Consider the following 18,710-nt stretch of genomic DNA (forward strand, 5'->3'; position numbering starts at 1 on the left):
CGGGGCCTAAATTGCAATTTGCCGTGCTATCAATCAAATTGTTTGTTGTTATGCCAACCATCAGTGAGGGTTATTCATGAACCTGTTCCAGCTCCGCGCGTTCGACGCCGTCGCCCGCGAAGGCAGCTTCACCCGGGCGGCTGCACGGTTGTTCATCAGTCAGCCGGCGGTCACCGGGCATATCAAGTCGTTGGAAGAGCACTACCAGATCACCCTGTTGCGCCGCACTGCGCGACGAGTGGAGTTGACGGAAGAGGGCACCAAACTGGCGGCGATCACCCGGGCCATGTTCGGCCTGGCGGAAGAAGCGCAGGTGATGCTCGAAGCCAACCGGCAATTGCTCACCGGTCGCCTGGAAGTGGCGGCGGACGGGCCGCACATGGTCATGCCGATGCTGGCCAGCCTGCGGGCGCGTTATCCGGGGATCACCGTTAACCTGCGCTTGGGCAATGCCCAGGAAACCCTGGCGGCGCTGTTGTCCGAACACGCCGACGTCGCGGTGCTGACCGAGGTCGAGCCGCGCAAGGGCTTGCATCTGCAAGGCTTGAGCGAATCGCGGATTTGCGCGCTGGTGCCTGAAGGACATCCGTGGGCGCAGAAGCCCAAAGGGGTGCAGATCAAAGCGCTGGACCAGGTGATCATGGTGTTGCGTGAACCGAGTTCGATCACTCGGCGCACGTTCGATGAGGCCTGCGCCCAGGCGAAGGTCAATCCCCGGGTGTTGCTGGAGCTGGACAGTCGCGAGGCGGTGACCGAGGCGGTTGCGGCAGAATTGGGGGTGGGCGTGGTGTCATCGGTGGAAGTCAGCCATGACCCGCGGGTGGTGGCGGTGCCGATTATCGGTGATGGGCTGGTGAACCGGCACATGATCGGCTGCATGGAACGGCGGCGGGATTTGCGCCTGATTCAGGCGTTCTTTGAGTTGGCACCTGTCAGCTAAACCGCGGCGCGGCCTTCGCGAGCAGGCTCGCTCCCACAGGGATCTATGTTGACCACAGTTCTAATGCACACCACAAAACCTGTGGGAGCGAGCCTGCTCGCGAAGGGGTCAGCCCTGCCTACACAAGACTCCCACGCACCATCTCCAGAAACGTCGCCACCACCCGCCGCGAACTCTGCTCGCGCAAGCACACCAGCGTCTCGGTCAATCGCCGGGTGCAATCGGTAATCGGCAACGCGCACACCCGTGAATCCGCACCGAACTCGGCCGCCGACACCACGCCCACCCCAATTCCCACCCCCACTGCCTCCCGCGCCGCCTCCCGGCCCTCGACCTCGATCGCCGGCCGGATGCGAAACCCGGCCCGGGCCATTTCCTCTTCCAGGGTCTGGCGCGTCACCGAGCCGATTTCCCGCAGCACCAACGGCGTGTCGTCCAGGTCCGCCAGGCAGATGGACTCGCGGTCAGCCCATGGGTGACTGCGTGAAACAAACGCCACCATCGGGTCATTGCGCAGCGGCAGCGAGATCAATCGTTGGTCGCTGACCTCACGTCCCAGCAACGCCAGGTCAGCCTGATAGTTGAACAGCCGGAACAGCGATTCATCGGTATTGCCGGTTTCGATCTTCACGCTGATGCCGGGGTAGCGCTCGCAGAAGCGAGCGATCTGGGGCAGCACATGCACCGGCGCATCCACCGCCAGGATCAGGCTGCCGGTCTGCAACGCCTGGGAAGCCTGGAGCAATTCCTGCGCCTCGGCCTCGATCACAAACAGGCGCTGAGTGACGCTCAACAGGCGCTCACCCAGGTCGGTCAGGCGCACCGAGCGTTTGTTGCGGTGAAACAGCAACACGCCGAAGCGCTCTTCGAGTTTGCGCACTTGGTCGGAAATGGCCGGTTGCGTGAGAAAGAGCCGCTCGGCGGCTCGGGTGAAGCTTCCGTGAACGGCCACGGCGTGGAAGGCTTTGAGCTGGGCGTGGGAAACCGACATCGAAACCTCCAGTAACAAGCTGAGCTTATATTGGAAATACGATAAATCGATTTCACTTATTAATCAGTAATTGTTTTTATCGGCCTCAGCTTCGGTGACTGGTCGGTCGAACAGCCGCAGTGGCCATGAGCCTGCGCGTGCAATGGCAGGACTCATCTGACCGGTATCGCCTCAGGGAAGCAGCGATATCGCAGTGCTCAACAATAAAAACACAGGCGTTTTCTTCCAATTCTGCCGGCACACTCACACCCTGAGGTCAGAACCACAATGAACAAGCACATCGGCACCATCAAGCGTTGGCGCGTGCAGATCTTCGCGATCACCTGGCTCGCCTACGCCGCGTTCTATTTCACCCGCAAAGCCTTTTCCGTGGCAAAACTGGGGATCGCCGAAGACCCCACCTTCACCCTAGACAAAATGGCCATGGCCAACCTCGACGCCATCTACCTGGCCGCGTATGCCATCGGCCAATTCACCTGGGGCATCCTCGCCGACCGCTTTGGCCCAAGGGTCGTGGTGCTCGGCGGCTTGCTGATTTCCGCGGCCGCCGCACTGGTGATGGGCAGCTTCGCCACCTTGCCGATCTTCGCCACCTGCATGTTGATCCAGGGCCTGGCGCAGTCCACGGGATGGTCGGGATTGTGCAAGAACATCGGCAGCTTTTTCCCCGCCGAGCAGCGTGGGCGGGTACTGGGGCTGTGGAGTTCCTGCTACGCCTTCGGCGGCCTGGTGGCGTCGCCGTTTGCCGGCTGGTGGGCGTACACGCTGATCGGCAGCTGGCACGCGGCGTTCATTTCCAGCGCGGCGGTGGTCGGTGTGGTGGCGTTGCTGTTCTTCATTTTCCAGCGCAACAAACCCGAGGACGTCGGCCTGCCGGCGGTGGAACCAGAACCCGAATTGACCGCCGACGAGGCCTACGCGCAAAGCAAAATCAGCGTCCTGGAACCACTACGGGAAATCCTGCGCAACCGCACGGTGCTGGTGTTGGGGCTGGCGTACTTTCTGCTGAAACCGGCGCGCTACGCGATTCTGCTTTGGGGGCCGGTGATCGTCTTCGAGCAGATGCCCTCAGTCGGCAAGGTCGGCGCGGCGATCATCCCTACCGCGTTCGAACTGGCCGGGTTGCTCGGGCCGATCCTGCTGGGGCTGGCCTCGGACAAACTGTTCGGCGCCCGACGCATGCCGGCCTGCGTGATCAGTTTGCTGGCGCTGACCGTGTCCCTGGCGCTGTTCATGGCCGCACTGCAAACCGGCAGCGTGATGCTGGTGGTCGCCCTGTTGTTCGTCATGGGCCTGACGTTGTACGGACCGGATTCGATGATCAGCGGCGCGGCCGCCATCGACTTCGGCACCGCCAAGGCTGGCGCGACCGCGGCCGGGTTCGTCAACGGTTGCGGTTCGGTCGGGGCGATTCTCGGTGGCTTGCTGCCGGGTTACTTCGATTCGGTCACCGTGTTCATTGTCTTCGCCGGCTGCGCGATGTTCTCCGCGCTGGTGTTGATCCCGCACTGGAACAGTCGCCCGGCTGTCCTGCTATCCGAAAGCGCCTCCGAGCCTGACCAGCCGATGAGCGTAAAACCCCTGCGTACATAAGGATTGACCCATGAGACCTTTCTGGCTGGAACAGGCGCTGGCGGCCGAGTCCTGCGCGCCGTGCGAACCGTTGTCGGGTGATACCCGCGCCGATGTGTGCATTGTCGGCGGTGGCTACACCGGCTTGTGGACCGCGATCATGCTCAAGGAACACAACCCCGAGCTCGACGTGCTGCTGATCGAGGCGGACATTTGCGGGGCGGGCGCCAGCGGTCGCAACGGTGGTTGCGCGCTGTCGTGGTCGGCCAAATATTTCACCCTGGAAAGGTTGTTTGGTGTCGAAGAGGCGGTGCGCCTGGTCAAGGAATCCGAGCGCAGCATCTATGCGATCGGCACGTTCTGCGAGCAGTACGGCGTGGATGCCGATTACCGCCTCGATGGCACGCTCTACACCGCCACCAACCGCGCCCAATGCGGTTCCACCGATGCGGTGATCGCAGCGCTGGAGCGCAACGGCATCAACTCGTTCACCCAGCGGCCGGTGGCGGACGTGCAGCGCATGGCCGGCTCCAGCAAGCACCTGGAAGGCTGGTTTTCCCCGGCCGCCGCCAGCGTGCAACCGGGCAAACTGGTGCGCGGCCTGCGTCGGGTCGCCTTGCAACTCGGCGTGAGAATACATGAGCGCACCGCCATGACCGGGCTGCTGGAAGGCCGGCCCGCGGCGATTCAAACGGCGAACGGCACGATCCGCGCCGACCGCGTGGTGCTGGCAATGAACGCCTGGATGGCCCGGGCGTTTCCACAGTTCGAACGCAGCGTGGCGATCGTTTCCAGCGACATGGCGATTACCGAGCCACGGCCGGACCTGCTCAACCAGATCGGTTTGACCAGCGGCGTCACGGTGCTCGATTCGCGGATTTTCGTGCACTACTACCACAACACGCCGGACGGCCGGATCATGCTCGGCAAGGGCGGCAATACCTTTGCTTACGGCGGGCGGATGCTGCCGGTGTTCGATCAGCCATCGCCTTATGCCGGTCTGTTAAAGCACAGCCTAGGCGAGTTTTTTCCGGCGTTTGCCGAGGTAAAAGTCGAGGCGACCTGGAACGGTCCCTCGGATCGCTCGGTGACGGGCTTGCCGTTCTTCGGCCAGATGAGTGCCAGCGGCAATGTGTTCTACGGTTTCGGTTATTCCGGCAGCGGCGTCGGTCCCTGCCATATGGGCGGGCAGATTCTCGCCTCGATGGTCCAGGGCCTGGACAATGCCTGGACCCGATCGCCACTGGTCAACGGTCCCCTGGGCTATTTTCCGCCGGAGCCGATCCGTTACCTCGGCTCGCTGCTGGTGCGCAACGCCATCCGCCGCAAGGAGCGCGCCGAGGATCACGGGCACCGACCGCGGCATCTGGACGTGCGCCTGGCGAAGTTCGCCGCAGCCGCAGGCAAAGCCGATAAAGGCTGAGCGTCAGGGCGTCAGGTCCGTGCGATTGACCAGCCAGTCCAGCAGCAGCCGGGCGTCGTTGCGTGGCTCACGGGGGCGGGCCGGTTCCGGGGTGTGGATTTGCCCCAGGCCGACCCACAGCACCGGTCGGTCCGGATCACTGTCGAGAAAATTGACCAGCACCTCGCTGCCGGCTTTTGGCAGTCGGTGCGGGTCGATCCAGCCGTGGGGCGTTGCAAGGGCGAGCGGCAGCCAGAGGCCGACGCACTCCTGCGGATCGGCAGGCGTCGTCGGCCACAGCCGGACCTGTATCCGGCCGCGATCATCCAGCTTGGGCGCTTGCCCGGTCAGGCCAAGCACCCGGGCTGGCTGATAGCCCGGGATGCTCGGCCTGGCCTGTTTGAGCGCCGGGCGAAACTCCGTCGACCAGGGAATGGCGCTGAACTGATTGCGATAAATCAGCGCACCGCAACCCGCGGCCGGATTCAAGGACGGTTGCCCCTGATGTCGGGTCTCGGTGAGCAGCCATTGATCGTTGAAACATGAGAGCGGATGCGCTGCCACCTGGATGATCCGGGCGCTGCACATCGCCCCATGATTGCTCTGGCCATGCACCTGCTGCTGCAGGCAACGCAGGCGCTGCAGCTGTCGACGGCTGCGTTGATCCTGCCCGGGATCGGGCCTGGCCATCTTCGGCGACGGCTTGCCGAAGCCATGGTTGGCCGCGCCATCGCCGGCATCCGGCGCGCCACGGTTCCTGGCATCCCACCGGGTGTGCAAGGGCTGGGCTTCATGGCGCTGAAACAACTCACTGATCGCCGGCTGCGCAGGGTCAGGGTCGGTATCAGCCTGGAATGGTGTCAGCAGCGGTTCCTGGGGGAAACTCAGGCTGTCGTCGGCCAGCACCAGCACATGCCCGTCGCAGTGATGTTCGAAGTGATAGTGAATGCCTTCTTCCTCGCACAGGCGCTGCAGCAAGGCCAGGTCACTCTCCTCGTACTGAATGCAAAACGGCCGCGGCGGATAGTGCCCGTTCGCCAGCTCGAAGCGATAGCTGCCTTCGGGCAGGTCATGTTCCTCCAGGAGCTGGCGCAGGATCATCGGCACGCTCAGGTCGTGGAACACCCGGCGCCTGCTGTCGCGGTCCAGTGCTAGCAGGCAGGGCACCAGCACCAGTTTGTAGCCGACCTGCTGCGCACCGCGGTATTCGTGACTGGCGCTGTGGAGGACGCCGTGAAACCCCTCGCCATCTCCCAGGCTGAGGAACACCGGCTGTTGCAACAACCGGTCGAGGTTCATGGCCGGCGGCAGGCCGATCACCTCGACCTCGAATCGATAGGTCTGGTTGAGGGCTTCATGACCGCTGAACTGCATCACCTGAAAACTCAAGTCGTCCTCGAGCAGTGTCAGGGTGAAGGGGGTTTCCTTGTCGTTGAGCATCGAATGCGCTTCTGCCATGGAATACAGGCCAAGAGCGTACGAAACCAAAGCTGTTTGTAGTCACCGTAAATCGACGATTCAGAAACGCCCTACAACACGCGGTGAAAATGTCGATTCGTCACCCGCGTGCTGATTTTTTTGGTCGATTGCCAACTTTAGGCCGTATAAACTTGCGCAAAGCGTCGGCCAACAGATGTCTCGGCGCCACAGATAAGAGAGTGAGTAATGGGCGCACAGTGGAAGGTTAAACACAAAGAAGCGGCATCCAACGCCAAAGGCAAGATCTTCGGCAAATTGGTGAAAGAAATCACCATTGCTGCGCGCAACGGTGCCGATGTAGCGACCAACGCGCACCTGCGTCTGGTGGTCGAGCAGGCGAAAAAGGCTTCGATGCCCCGGGAAACCTTGGAACGTGCGATCAAGAAAGGCTCGGGCCAGCTCGGCGAAACCGTGCAATACCACCGCGTGACCTATGAAGGGTTCGCCCCGCATCAGGTACCGCTGATCGTTGAATGCGTTACCGACAACATCAACCGCACCGTCGCTGAAATCCGCGTCGCGTTCCGCAAGGGCCAGCTGGGCGCTTCCGGTTCGGTGGCCTGGGATTTCAATCACGTCGGCATGATCGAGGCGTCCCCGGACACCCCCGACGCCGATCCGGAAATGGCCGCCATCGAAGCCGGTGCCCAGGATTTCGAGCCGGGTGAAGACGGCGCGACCCTGTTCCTGACCGAGCCTGCGGACCTTGATGCGGTACAGAAAGCGTTGCCGGAACAAGGTTTCACGGTGTTGTCGGCCAAGCTGGGCTATCAGCCGAAGAACCCGGTCAGTGGTCTGAGCGACGAGCAGATGGCTGAAGTCGAGGCGTTCCTTGAAGGCCTGGATAACCATGATGATGTGCAGGATATGTTTGTCGGGTTGGCGGGTTAAACATCAAAAAATCGCACCCTGCGGCAGCTTCTACAGGTGTACACAAATCCCTGTAGGAGCGAGCTTGCTCGCGAAAAACTCAAGAGCGCCGCGTTTAGCCAGGAAACAAGCGTCATCGTTAACGACCATCGCGAGCAAGCTCGCTCCTACAGTAGACAGCGTTCGCTTGACTGAACGGACTGTGGGAGCGGGCTTGCTCGCGAATGACCGCGCAGCGGTCACCGTTTATTCAGCTCCCGCACAATCTCACCGAACCCCGGCCGCGCCAGCACATCCGGCTGACAGCACCGCCGCCGCAAATCCTCCAACCGCCCACGCCCCTCATCGCTCAACCCCGAGTCAATCCGCTCCAGCAATTCCCCCAGCAGAATGCCAAACGCCCGCACTTCGATCCGCTGCAATGCGCGGCTTTCAAAGGTGTCCGCGGTGGCATGAACCGACGCCGCACCAAAGTCCCCCAACAGGCAATCACCGTGCTCGTTCCACAGAATATTGTGCCCATACAGGTCGCCATGGGTGATGCCCTGGCGGTGCAAATGCTCGGCCGCTTGCGCGATGCCACTGGCGATTCGCAAGGTCACGTCAGCGCTGAATCGGCTGTCGTTGGCGTAGACGTCCCGGCTGCACGACGCCAGGCTCGGTAGCCCGGCCAAATTGCGGTACAGCGGATCGATCAGCTCCATCACCAGCCCGGCCTGCGCTTGCGGATGCCCGACGATGCGCCCTTCGATCCGGATCAGATTGGGGTGGAGGCCTGCGGTGATGCAGGCGTTCATCTCATGCAGCGGCGAGCCATCGCTGGTCATTTCGCCTTTGTACAGTTTGACCGCGACCTGGGTCGCCGGCTGGCCCGGCCGTTCCCAGGAGGCACGATGAATCACCCCCGAAGCGCCTTCACCCAGTTGCTGCTCCGGGCGCAGTTCGGACCAGGGGATGCTTCGGGTCGCTTCAAGGGCGGCCGCGTCGGCTTCGGTTTCCAGCGGGTTACCGGCGTAGGCCAGCCAGCTCAGGCTTGGCAGGGTCAGCAACCACTCGGGAAGTTCGGTCAGCCGGTTGGCGGCGACGCGGATCAGCTCGAGTCGATGACACTGACCCAGGCTCTCGGGCAAACGCTGCAAGCGGTTGCCGGCCAGCATCAGTTTTTGCAGGTGCGGGCGTTCACCCAACTCGGTCGGCAGCGCGCTGATGTGGTTGTCGGTCAGGATCAGCCAGCGCAATAACGGTGGCAGCGCGGCGCCTGGCACTGTCTCGATGCGATTGGCCTTGAAGCCGATCATGGTCAACGCGGCGCATCGGCCGAGGCAGGCGGGCAGTTCGGTGAACAGGTTGTCCGAGCAGAACAGCACCCGCAAACGGCTGAGCCGATGCAAGTCGTCCGGCAGCCGGGTCAAGGCGTTGCCGCTGAGGTTGAGCACCTCCAGGGAGTCCGCCAGGTCGAAGATTTCCCGGGGAAACTCGGTCAGGCCAAAGGCGAGATCGAGGCGGGTGATGCCCGACAAATGTCCGGCGCGCAGTTGGGCAAGGGTCCATGAACAGATTCGCTATTGATCGAGGGGAGGGCTCGGGGCCCCGGGAATGGGCGACATGATAACGGCAAAGGTGTAGCGCCTGTCAGGCCGCCTTCGCGAGCAGGCTCGCTCCCACAGGGGACTTGTGAACGACATGAATTCAATGTGGGAGCGAGCCTGCTCGCGAAGAGGCCAGCAGCCACACCAAGAATATGGATCAGCCCCCCCACATTAGACCCCATCCCTCCGGGCAACCCGATCAACTGTGGGAGCGAGCTTGCTCGCGAAGAGGCCAGCAGCCACACCAAAGAATATGGATCAGCCTACCCCCCCTTAACCTCAACCAACTGCCCCAACCGACTCCGCGTGCGCGCCAGATCAATCGCATCACCTCCCAGGCTTTCCCGCAACGACCGCTGCCCCAGCAGAATCAAATGCTTGTCCTGGTCATACAACACATCCACCAGATTGATAAACCGCTGCTGAGCCGCAATCGAACAATCAGCCAGATTGGGCAATTCATCGATGACCCAATGATCGAACCGCCGACACAGCTCCAGATAATCCATGACCGCCGTGGGGTGGTCGCACAGATCGCCAAAGGTGAAGCCGATGGTTCGCCCTGCACAGTGTCGGGCCTGCAGCTGCCGAGTCCCGACGGGCAGCGCAATGCTCGGCCCATCCGCGTCTGGCAGGTTCAAGGCCAGACGCTGGGCAATCGTCGCCGGCCAGACGTATTGACCCTGGGTGAACACCTGCTGGGCGTGACTTCTCGCCTGAGTGCGGTAGTCGTGGGGACCGCCGACCTCCATGACCTGCATCCGCGCGTTGATCAGGTCGATCACCGGTTTGAAGCGCGCATGGTACAGCGGGTTGGGCAGCAGGCCCTCGGGTGGATAATTGGAGGTGACCAACAGCAGGATGCCCCGGCGAAACAGCGCCTTGAACAACCGCGTAATGAGCATCGCATCGCCGATGTCGTGGACGTGAAACTCGTCGAAACACAGCACCCGGCAATCGCCCAGCAGCTCATCGAGGGTGGCCGCCAGTGCATCGGGCTGATCACGATGATTGAACATGCCTTGATGAAGTTGCGCGAAAAACTGATGGAAATGCAGCCGCCGTTTTTGCGCCATCGGCAGTGCCTGGAAAAAACCGTCGAGCAGCCAACTCTTGCCGCGCCCCACGGCGCCATGCAGGTACAGGCCGGGCAGGGTTTTCGCCGATGAACCGAGCAGCGCCGTGGCGTGCTGCGCCATGCAGTCGATCACTCGCTGCTGGCTGTGGCTGAGGGTGTAGCCCTGGGCATGGGCCTTGTGGCGAAAGTAGTCATGGATGACGCGCCCGGTCGCGGCGCCGCAGGCAGCGGTTGCCTTGCCGAACAAACGGCGCAGTATCGGCCAGCGAGGCAGGAGTCGCGAACGGTTGGGCGGTCGAACGGCCACTGTGATGTCACCCTTTGATAGTCAGGCCGGCTTCCCCGAGCGGCGGCGTAGTGTAACCAAAGGGTGAATTTTCATTCCAGTTGTGTCGACGAGCCCTTGTTGTGAGGTCTGCGGCGAGGGGCTCGCCACAGGGTTAACGGTGGCCGAATTGCTCAGGTGCCTACCGCTCGATACTACGGTTCCACCGCGCATTCCACGCCGGCCGCTGTTCATTGACCTGGTCCCAATCGATCGCGATGGCGGTCGTCAGGTACTGCTTCATCGCCTCGACCTGGCCCCGGGTCTTATCGGTGGTCGGCGTATTCGGGTTGGACGGAATCTGGTCGCCGTCTTCCAGCGCCGCGGCTTGCGCTTCGGGCGTCAGCAGAAAGGCTGCCAGTTTCTGCGCCAGTTGCGGCTGGGTGTTGTTGGCGATCGCGCATTCGGCGACGTTGAGCACCACCGCGCCTTCCTTGGGCTGCGCATATTCCACCGGCATGCCCTTGAGTTTCAGCGCGGTGACCTGGGTCGGGGTCAGCGGGAACAGCGCCGCCTCGTCGGTCTGGAGCATTTCGGAAATCTTCGCCGAGCTCGGAATGTATTCCAGCACGTTGCGCCCGACGGTGTTCGGCCAGGCCTTGAAGCCCGGTTCGACGTCGGTCTCGCTGCCGCCCTGAATCCGGTTGAACATCAAAAAGCCATGCAGGCCGAAGGTCGAAGAGGCCATCGACTGGAACACCAGTTTGTCCTTGAAGCGCGGGTCGGCCATGTCCATCCACGAGGTCGGCGCGTTCCAGCCTTTTTCCTTGAACAACCGCGTGTTGTAGGCCAGCCCGGTGACGCCGAGGCTGACCGCCACGGCCTGTTCCTTGATGCGGCCCTTGGCCGGGATCTGCGCCAGGGTCGGGCTGTCTTCGAGTTTGTCGCACAGGCCCATGGCGATGGCGCGGTACATGATGCCGTCATCGAGGAACATCACGTGCATCTGCGGGTTGCCTTTACCGGCCTGGACCTTGGCCAGAATATCGGCGGAAGTGCCGGGCACGATCACCACTTTGACGTTGTTGGCTTTCTCGAAAGGCGGCAGCACCTTGTCGGCGTAGAGCCGCTCCATGGTCCCGCCGTTCATGCCCAGGTACAGCGTCGGTTCGGCGTGTGCCTGGTTGACCGTGAGCAGAGCGCTCATGCAGGAGATACCGAGCAGTGCAGTGCGTTTGAGGTTATTCATTGGCGCGACCTTCCTCTATCAAGCTACGGAGATGGAGTGAAACCGGGTGATGGAAAACGCATCCAGCGGCGTCTTTGACGCGCCGCTACAGATGATCTCGGTGAGCGCCTGGCCCACCGCGGGGCCGATCTGAAAGCCCGCTCCGGCAAAGCCGAACGCGTGCAACAGGCCGGGTTGAGTGCCACTGTGGCCGATCACCGGCTGGCGATCGGGCAGGTAACCTTCGGTGCCGCTCCAGGTGCGAATCGCCTGGGCGCCTTGAAGAAACGGGTAGAGCTCGACGGCCTGGCGCAGGATCTCGATCACCGCGTTCTGCCCCGGTCGGGCGCGGGCGTGGTCGAGGGCAAACCCCTGGCCGCCGCCCAATACGCAATTGCCGCGCGCGACCTGACGGGCATAGATGCCGCCGCCCTCGACCCCGGTGCTGGCATTCATCACCAGCGGCAACGGCTCGGTGACCAGCATCGCCGGGTGCCCGGCATGCATCGGTACCGCTTCACCGAACTGTTCCGCCAGGCTGCCGGCCCACGCGCCGGCGCAGTTCAGCAGCCAGGGCGCGCGCAGTTCGAGACCGGTTCGAGTGCTGATCCGAAAGCGCTGACCGTCGTGTTCCACGGTCGACACCGCGCATTGTTCATGCACTTGCGCACCCTGTTGCCGCGCAGCCCGGGCGAACGCCGGGGAGACCAGCCGCGGGTTGGCATGGCCGTCATCGGGGCAAAACGAAGCGCCGACGGCCACTGCACCGACCCATGGAAAACGCTCGCGCAATTGACGACGGTCGAGCACCTGCAGATCGAGGCCGAAGCCCTGGCTGGTGTCGGCATAGTCTTGCAAGGCATGCAGGTCGTTGAGGCTGCGGGCCAGTTTCAAGTGACCGCTGCGTTGATACTCACCGTCGATGCCGATCAGCTGCGGCAACTGCCCCCAGATCTCGTGGGCCCGCTGCGACAGCGGCAGTTGCGACAAGGGTCGACCCTGACGCCGCACGCCACCGTAGTTCACGCCGCTGGAGTGCGAGCCGCAAAAGTCCCGTTCGAGCAAGGCCACGCGCCGACCCGCCTGGCTTAGAAATAGCGCGGCGGAGGCACCGACGATACCGCCACCGATGATGACTGCATCGACCTCGATCATGATTCCAGCTCCAGGCCGAACGGCAGCGGCTTGATCGGCGCCTGCGCGCGCAAGCGGCCGATGTCGGACAGCGCCCGTCGGCTCTCGCAGGCGATGATTTCCGCGGCGGCGGCGCCACACATGCGGCCCTGGCAGCGGCCCATGCCGACCCGGCAATGCGCCTTGACCCGGTTGATTTCCCAATGACCCTCGCGCACCACCTCGCGGATGTCACCGGCGCGTACTTCTTCGCAGCGACAGACCATCACCTCATTGGCAACTTCTGCGGCCCAGTGATCGGGAAAGGCGAAGGCCCGCTCCAGGCCCTGGCGAAAATCACCGATGCGCTTGAGGGCGTGTTCCAGTTCAGCGGGCCGTTGCGGCGGGATCAGGTAGCCCATGTCTTCGAGCAGTGCGAGGGCGGCCCGTTCGCCAGCCATTTCCGCCGCGTCGGCGCCCATGATGCCGGCGCCGTCACCGGCCAGGTACACCTCGGCGACACTGCTGCGCCCGGTGCTGTCACGCTGGGGCAGCCAGGCGCGGTTGAGCGGGTTCCAGGTGAATTCGCAGCCGAGCAGGTCGGCGAGTTGAGTTTCACTGCGCAGGCCGTGGGCGAACGCCACGGCGTCGCAATCGAGCTGTTGTTGGCCTTTTGTGTTGCTCCAGTGCAGCGATTGCACCCGTTGCTCGCCATTGACCCGTTGCAGCGTTGCGCCCTGGTGCACCGGGATGCCGTGGGCGGTCAGCCAGCTGCGGTAATAAATGCCTTTGGCCAGAGTGGTCGGTTGTGACAGCAGGCCGGGCAGGGCGCGGGCCTGGGCGCTGAAGGGCGAACTGTCGAGCACCGCGACCACGTTCGCGCCGGCCTTGGCGTATTGATAAGCCACCAGGTACAGCAACGGGCCGCTGCCGGCGAACACCACCCGTTCGCCGATGGCGCAACCCTGGAATTTGAGCGCGATCTGCGCCGCGCCGAGGCTGTAGACGCCTGGCAAGGTCCAGCCCGGCACTGGCAGGATCCGGTCGGTGGCGCCGGTGGCGACGATCACCCGGGAGAACTCCAGCCGTGCGGCACGGCCTTCATGCAAGGTGTCCAGCGCACCGTCTTCGGCGTTCCATACCAGCGTCTCGGGACGGTAATCGAGCTGCTCGCGCAGTGCGTCGATCGTCCCATGCAACGCACTGGCCTTGCGCGCTTCGAAGCCATATAACTTGACCGGCGAACGCGTGAAGTTCACCGGCTGGCGCCGATAAATCTGCCCGCCACCACGCGCTGCTTCATCCAGCAACACCGGTCGAACCCCATGCGCCACCAGCGTCTGCGCCGCCCGAATCCCGGCCGGCCCGGCGCCGACGATGACCACCGATTTCATACCCACCTCACTGATGATCAACGCCGAACCCCTGTGGGAATTGCCCCAAATGCCTGTGCGCGACGCAACCCCCCTGTGGGAGCGAGCTTGCTCGCGATGACGACGGAACATTCAACAGGTGTGTTGGCAGACAGTCCGCTATCGCGAGCAAGCTCGCTCCCACAGTTGACTGCGGTTGTCCCGGGATTTTGTGACCGCCGCAGCCCCCCTGTAGGAGCTGGCTTGCTCGCGAAGAGGCCGGCACATTCAACAAATGCGCTGGCAGACAAACCGCTATCGCGAGCAGGCTCGCTCCCACAGTTGATCGGTGTTGGCCGCGAGTTTTGTGTCCGCCACAGCCCCCCTGTGGGAGCGAGCCTGCTCGCGAAGGGGCCGGCACATTCAACAAATGCGCTGGCAGACAAACCGCTATCGCGAGCAGGCTCGCTCCCACAGTTGATCGATATCGGCCGCGAGTTTTGTGTCCGCCGCAACCCCCCTGTGGGAGCGAGCCTGCTCGCGAAGGGGCCGGCACATTCAACAAATGCGCTGGCAGACAAACCGCTATCGCGAGCAGGCTCGCTCCCACAGTTGATAGATATCGGCCGCGAGTTTTGTGACCGCCGCAGCCCCCCTGTGGGAGCGAGCTTGCTCGCGATGACGACGGAACATTCAACAAATGCGCTGGCAGACAAACCGCTATCGCGAGCAGGCTCGCTCCCACAGTTGATAGATATCGGCCGCGAGTTTTGTGTCCGCCACAGCCCCCCTGTGGGAGCGAGCTTGCTCGCGAAGAGGCCGGCACATTCAACAAATGCGCTGGCAGACAAACCGCTATCGCGAGCAGGCTCGCTCCCACAGTTGATCGATATCGGCCGCGAGTTTTGTGACCGCCGCAGCCCCCCTGTGGGAGCGAGCCTGCTCGCGAAGGGGCCGGCACATTCAACAAATGCGCTGGCAGACAAACCGCTATCGCGAGCAGGTTCGCTCCCACAGTTGATCGATATCGGCCGCGAGTTTTGTGTCCGCCGCAACCCCCCTGTGGGAGCGAGCCTGCTCGCGAAGGGGCCGGCACATTCAACAAATGCGCTGGCAGACAAACCGCTATCGCGAGCAGGCTCGCTCCCACAGTTGATCGGTGTTGGCCGCGAGTTTTGTTTCCGCCACAGCCCCCCTGTGGGAGCGAGCCTGCTCGCGATGACGACGGCACATTCAACAGGTGTGTTGGCAGACAGTCCGCTATCGCGAGCAGGCTCGCTCCCACAGTTGATCGATATCGGCCGCGAGTTTTGTGTCCGCCGCAACCCCCCTGTGGGAGCGAGCTTGCTCGCGATGACGACGGAACATTCAACAAATGCGCTGGCAGACAAACCGCTATCGCGAGCAGGCTCGCTCCCACAGTTGATAGATATCGGCCGCGAGTTTTGTGACCGCCGCAGCCCCCCTGTAGGAGCTGGCTTGCTCGCGAAGAGGCCGGCACATTCAACAAATGCGCTGGCAGACAAACCGCTTTCGCGAGCAGGCTCGCTCCCACAGTTGATCGATATCGGCCGCGAGTTTTGTGTCCGCCACAGCCCCCCTGTGGGAGCGAGCCTGCTCGCGAAGGGGCCGGCACATTCAACAAATGCGTTGGCAGAAAGAAAGCTATCGCCAGCAAGCCGGCTCCTACCCGGGATCCGGTTTCTGCAGGTTGAAAAGGTGTTCATAAGCAACGCCCTGGTTCGCGATTGATCTGCTGTCCGGCTTCCAGCAACGTCGAACACGCGCGCACCCGCCGGCCATCGCCCAATCGCACCCAGCAGTCCTGACAGGCGCCCATCAGGCAGAAACCGGCCCGGGGTTCGGCGCTGAAATCGCTGCCGCGCAAGTGTTCGCTGCAGGTCAGCACCGCTGTCAGCAGGGTGTCGCCGAGCAGGCCGGTGGCCGGTGCGCCGTCGAGGGTAAAGTCCAGGGCCGGGCGGTCGCTTTCGGCCAGTCGTTTCAGCAGAGCCATGGCGCCCTCATTGTTTACCCACCAGAACCCGATCCAGGCCATACACCCGATCAAGCAGAATCATGGTCAGCGCCGTCAGCGCGATCACCAGGGCCGACACCGCCGCCATCATCGGATCGATGGATTCGGTGGCGTACACATACATCCGCACCGGCAGCGTCTGCGTGGCCGGCGAGGTGACGAAGATCGACAACGTGACCTCATCGAAACTGTTGATAAACGCCAGCAACCAGCCCCCGGCGACCCCCGGCAGAATCATCGGCAAAGTAATCTGCCGAAACAGCGTGAAGCGCCCGGCCCCCAGGGATTGCGCGGCGTGTTCGGCGCTGCGATCCAGGCCAATCGCCGACGCCAGCACCAACCTCAACACATACGGCGTGATCACCAGCACATGGGCAAAGATCAGCCAGGCGAAGCTGCCATTGACCCCCATCAGCGCAAACAACCGCAGCAACGCAACCCCCAAAACCAAGTGCGGAATGATGATCGGCGACAGGAACAGACCGTTGAAAAAATCCCGTCCCGGAAACTCGAAGCGGGTGATCGCCAGCGCCGCCGGCACCGCAATCAGCGTCGCCAGAGTGGCGGCGCTGAAGGCCAGGATCAGGCTGTTGTAGAACGCGTCGACAAAGTCGGCACGCTCGAACACCGCACGGAACCAGCGCAGGGAAAACTCGGTGGTCGGCAGACTCAAGGTGTTTTCCGGGGTAAAGGCGACCAGGCACACCACCACCAGCGGCGCCAGCATGAACAGCACCACCAGGGCATGAAACAGCAGGGCGAAAGGACCGTTCTTGGACATGACGAGTTATCCCAATGACTTCTTGTAGCGGCCTTCGATCATCCGGTTCCACGACAGCATGATCAGCAGGTTGAGCAACAGCAGGGCCACGGCGATGGCGGCGCCCATGGGCCAGTTGAGTTCCGACAGGTACTGGTCGTAGATCAGCGTGGCGACCATCTTCAGTCGGCGTCCGCCGAGCAATCCGGGAATGGCGAACGAGCTGGCCGCCAGACCGAACACGATCAAGGTGCCGGAGAGCACACCGGGCATGATCTGCGGCAGCACCACTTTGCGGATCACCGTGAGCTGGCTGGCGCCGAGGGACAGCGCGGCCTGTTCCGCGGCCGGATCGAGTTTCTGCAGCGAGGTCCAGACCGGAATGATCATGAACGGCAGCATCACGTGCACCAGGGCGATCACCACGGCGAACGGCGTGTAGAGCAACTTCATCGGCGAGCCGCCGAAGGCTTGCAGCGTCTGGTTGACCAGGCCGTCGGCACCGAGCAGCAGGCTCCAGCCAAAGGCGCGCACCACCACTGAAATCAGCAGCGGGGTGAGGATCAGGATCAGGAAGATCGAACGCCAAGGCGCGCCCATGCGGCTGAGGATGTAGGCCTCGGGCACGCCGATCACCACGCACAGCAGGGTGGTCAGGGCGCTGATCCAGAACGTGCGCAGGAAGATCTCGTAGAAGTACGGATCGCCCAGCAGGCTGCTGTAGTGGTCGAGGGTGTAGGTGTCACCGTCGATCCCCGAGCTGTAGTCGAACACATTGAACGACAGCACCAGCGTCAGCAGCAGCGGAATCACCAGCAAGCCGAAGTACAGCGCCAGGGCCGGTGCCGACAACCAATAGCCTTGGCGCCCCTGACGCGCCGCGATCACCAGGCTCATGCCGGCACCTCGTCGACACTCAGCACCCGCAACAACGCCGCGTCCCAGTCGAGACCGACCGCGGTGCCTTCATTCATCGGCGCCGAGCCGTCGTTGCGGCGCACCACGCAGAGTTCGCCCAGGTGGGTCGACACGCCATACAGCCATTGGCTGCCGAGAAAGAAGCGGCTGACGATCTGTCCTTGCAAGCGCCCAAGGCCGGCATCGCGCAGATCGATTTTTTCCGGACGCAGGCTCAAGGTCAGGTCGCCATCGCCGCGTTTGCACACCTGCACCACGCCGGCACTGTCCCGTTCACCCGGCAACAGGTTGGCCTTGCCGACGAACCCGGAAATGAACTCGGTGCGCGGGTGTTCGTACAGGGTGTAGGGCGCGTCGATCTGGGTGATGCGCCCGGCCTGCATCACCACCACCCGGTCGCTGATGGACAGCGCTTCGGACTGGTCGTGAGTCACCATCAAGGTGGTGATCCCGACTTCGCGCTGGATGCGGCGGATTTCAAATTGCATCTCTTCGCGCAGGTTGGCGTCGAGGTTGGACAGCGGCTCATCAAGCAGCAACACCGGCGGCTCGATCACCAAGGCCCGGGCCAGGGCCACACGCTGGCGCTGGCCACCGGACAATTCCCGTGGGTAGCGTTCGGCGTGCTGATCCAGCCGCACCAGTTTCAGCACCCGGTCCACCCGTTGCTGCAACTCGGCGTTGGCAACTTTGCGCATGCGCAGGCCGAAGGCGACGTTGTCTTTGATGGTCATGTGCGGGAACAGCGCGTAACTCTGGAACACCACCCCCAGGCCGCGGCTGGCGGGCTTGGCATGGGTGATGTCGCGACCGTCCAGGACAATGCGCCCGCTGGTGACTTCGACGAAGCCGGCGATCATTTGCAGGGTGGTGGTCTTGCCGCAGCCGGAGGGGCCGAGCAGGGAAACGAACTCGCCTTTCTCCACCGCGAGGTTGGTGGCGACGACGGCGTCGATCTCACCGTAACGTTTGCCGAGTCCATCAAGTTGCACAAAAGCCATGACTGCGCTCCACCTGAGATTGTTATGCGTCACCCGCAGGCGCGCTTTTTTGTAAGGGCAGATACGAAAAGGTGTTGCTGGGTGCGTTGGCGCTCGACTTGGGTCGGCTGCCGCTGT

The 18,710-nt window shown here is 63.0% G+C and carries 15 protein-coding genes; 4 read left to right on the forward strand and 11 right to left on the reverse strand.

Features of this window, described 5'->3' with window-relative positions; translation table 11 throughout:
* The first annotated feature begins 76 nt into the window (after positions 1–76).
* Entirely contained in the window at positions 77–940 is an 864-nt protein-coding gene (locus ACA041_RS08255) for a LysR substrate-binding domain-containing protein (RefSeq protein ID WP_497440663.1), read from the forward strand.
* Between the two features lie 118 nt (positions 941–1,058).
* On the opposite strand, the gene ACA041_RS08260 is transcribed toward ACA041_RS08255, so the two are convergent.
* On the reverse strand, positions 1,059–1,931 hold the full coding sequence (locus ACA041_RS08260; RefSeq protein ID WP_497440664.1) for a LysR family transcriptional regulator: 873 nt from the start codon (positions 1,929–1,931) through the stop codon (positions 1,059–1,061).
* A 267-nt stretch (positions 1,932–2,198) separates the two neighbouring features.
* Here ACA041_RS08260 and ACA041_RS08265 point away from each other — a divergent pair, with 267 nt between their 5' ends.
* Positions 2,199–3,524, forward strand: coding sequence for an MFS transporter (locus tag ACA041_RS08265; protein ID WP_497440665.1), 1,326 nt, complete (start codon positions 2,199–2,201; stop codon positions 3,522–3,524).
* A gap of 10 nt (positions 3,525–3,534) precedes the next feature.
* On the forward strand, positions 3,535–4,926 hold the full coding sequence (locus ACA041_RS08270) for an FAD-dependent oxidoreductase (protein WP_497440666.1): 1,392 nt from the start codon (positions 3,535–3,537) through the stop codon (positions 4,924–4,926).
* A 3-nt stretch (positions 4,927–4,929) separates the two neighbouring features.
* On the opposite strand, the gene ACA041_RS08275 is transcribed toward ACA041_RS08270, so the two are convergent.
* On the reverse strand, positions 4,930–6,345 hold the full coding sequence (locus ACA041_RS08275) for a type VI secretion system Vgr family protein (protein WP_497442027.1): 1,416 nt from the start codon (positions 6,343–6,345) through the stop codon (positions 4,930–4,932).
* 225 nt (positions 6,346–6,570) lie between these two features.
* Here ACA041_RS08275 and ACA041_RS08280 point away from each other — a divergent pair, with 225 nt between their 5' ends.
* Positions 6,571–7,275 (forward strand): YebC/PmpR family DNA-binding transcriptional regulator, encoded by a 705-nt coding sequence (locus ACA041_RS08280; protein WP_150746767.1) that lies wholly within the window; start codon positions 6,571–6,573, stop codon positions 7,273–7,275.
* A gap of 218 nt (positions 7,276–7,493) precedes the next feature.
* Here ACA041_RS08280 and ACA041_RS08285 read toward each other — a convergent pair whose 3' ends face one another.
* From ACA041_RS08285 to ACA041_RS08325, 9 genes are all read right to left on the reverse strand, one after another.
* Positions 7,494–8,813, reverse strand: a complete 1,320-nt coding sequence (locus tag ACA041_RS08285; protein WP_497442028.1) for a leucine-rich repeat-containing protein kinase family protein — start codon at positions 8,811–8,813, stop codon at positions 7,494–7,496.
* Between the two features lie 293 nt (positions 8,814–9,106).
* Entirely contained in the window at positions 9,107–10,228 is a 1,122-nt protein-coding gene (zapE, locus tag ACA041_RS08290) for a cell division protein ZapE (protein WP_497440667.1), read from the reverse strand.
* Positions 10,229–10,388: 160 nt separating this feature from the next.
* The gene (locus ACA041_RS08295) at positions 10,389–11,435 is read right to left on the reverse strand and encodes an ABC transporter substrate-binding protein (RefSeq protein WP_497440668.1); all 1,047 of its coding nucleotides are present in this window, start codon (positions 11,433–11,435) and stop codon (positions 10,389–10,391) included.
* An 18-nt stretch (positions 11,436–11,453) separates the two neighbouring features.
* Complete coding sequence (locus tag ACA041_RS08300) at positions 11,454–12,569, reverse strand: NAD(P)/FAD-dependent oxidoreductase (RefSeq protein ID WP_497440669.1); 1,116 nt, start codon at positions 12,567–12,569, stop codon at positions 11,454–11,456.
* Positions 12,566–13,921, reverse strand: a complete 1,356-nt coding sequence (locus ACA041_RS08305; RefSeq protein WP_497440670.1) for an FAD/NAD(P)-dependent oxidoreductase — start codon at positions 13,919–13,921, stop codon at positions 12,566–12,568. Before ACA041_RS08305 ends, ACA041_RS08300 begins: the two co-directional genes overlap by 4 nt.
* A gap of 1,681 nt (positions 13,922–15,602) precedes the next feature.
* Positions 15,603–15,893 (reverse strand): (2Fe-2S)-binding protein, encoded by a 291-nt coding sequence (locus ACA041_RS08310; RefSeq protein WP_497440671.1) that lies wholly within the window; start codon positions 15,891–15,893, stop codon positions 15,603–15,605.
* A gap of 7 nt (positions 15,894–15,900) precedes the next feature.
* Positions 15,901–16,695 carry an ABC transporter permease gene (locus ACA041_RS08315; RefSeq protein ID WP_497440672.1) on the reverse strand — a complete coding sequence of 265 codons (795 nt, stop codon included), beginning with the start codon at positions 16,693–16,695 and terminating at the stop codon, positions 15,901–15,903.
* Between the two features lie 6 nt (positions 16,696–16,701).
* Positions 16,702–17,571, reverse strand: coding sequence for an ABC transporter permease (locus ACA041_RS08320; RefSeq protein ID WP_497440673.1), 870 nt, complete (start codon positions 17,569–17,571; stop codon positions 16,702–16,704).
* Complete coding sequence (locus tag ACA041_RS08325) at positions 17,568–18,593, reverse strand: ABC transporter ATP-binding protein (protein ID WP_497440674.1); 1,026 nt, start codon at positions 18,591–18,593, stop codon at positions 17,568–17,570. The genes ACA041_RS08320 and ACA041_RS08325 overlap by 4 nt, the downstream gene beginning before the upstream one ends.
* Between the last annotated feature and the right edge of the window lie 117 nt (positions 18,594–18,710).

Source organism: Pseudomonas sp. LBUM1676 (assembly GCF_059695605.1).

Coding starts and splice junctions, on each gene's coding strand:
- ACA041_RS08265 (WP_497440665.1), top strand. CDS start 2,199: ATGAACAAGCACATCGGCACCATCAAGCGTTGGCGCGTGCAGATCTTC.
- ACA041_RS08270 (WP_497440666.1), top strand. CDS start 3,535: ATGAGACCTTTCTGGCTGGAACAGGCGCTGGCGGCCGAGTCCTGCGCG.
- ACA041_RS08260 (WP_497440664.1), bottom strand. CDS start 1,931: ATGTCGGTTTCCCACGCCCAGCTCAAAGCCTTCCACGCCGTGGCCGTT.
- ACA041_RS08275 (WP_497442027.1), bottom strand. CDS start 6,345: ATGCTCAACGACAAGGAAACCCCCTTCACCCTGACACTGCTCGAGGAC.
- ACA041_RS08255 (WP_497440663.1), top strand. CDS start 77: ATGAACCTGTTCCAGCTCCGCGCGTTCGACGCCGTCGCCCGCGAAGGC.
- ACA041_RS08325 (WP_497440674.1), bottom strand. CDS start 18,593: ATGGCTTTTGTGCAACTTGATGGACTCGGCAAACGTTACGGTGAGATC.
- ACA041_RS08300 (WP_497440669.1), bottom strand. CDS start 12,569: ATGATCGAGGTCGATGCAGTCATCATCGGTGGCGGTATCGTCGGTGCC.
- ACA041_RS08320 (WP_497440673.1), bottom strand. CDS start 17,571: ATGAGCCTGGTGATCGCGGCGCGTCAGGGGCGCCAAGGCTATTGGTTG.
- ACA041_RS08310 (WP_497440671.1), bottom strand. CDS start 15,893: ATGGCTCTGCTGAAACGACTGGCCGAAAGCGACCGCCCGGCCCTGGAC.
- ACA041_RS08295 (WP_497440668.1), bottom strand. CDS start 11,435: ATGAATAACCTCAAACGCACTGCACTGCTCGGTATCTCCTGCATGAGC.
- ACA041_RS08280 (WP_150746767.1), top strand. CDS start 6,571: ATGGGCGCACAGTGGAAGGTTAAACACAAAGAAGCGGCATCCAACGCC.
- ACA041_RS08315 (WP_497440672.1), bottom strand. CDS start 16,695: ATGTCCAAGAACGGTCCTTTCGCCCTGCTGTTTCATGCCCTGGTGGTG.
- ACA041_RS08305 (WP_497440670.1), bottom strand. CDS start 13,921: ATGAAATCGGTGGTCATCGTCGGCGCCGGGCCGGCCGGGATTCGGGCG.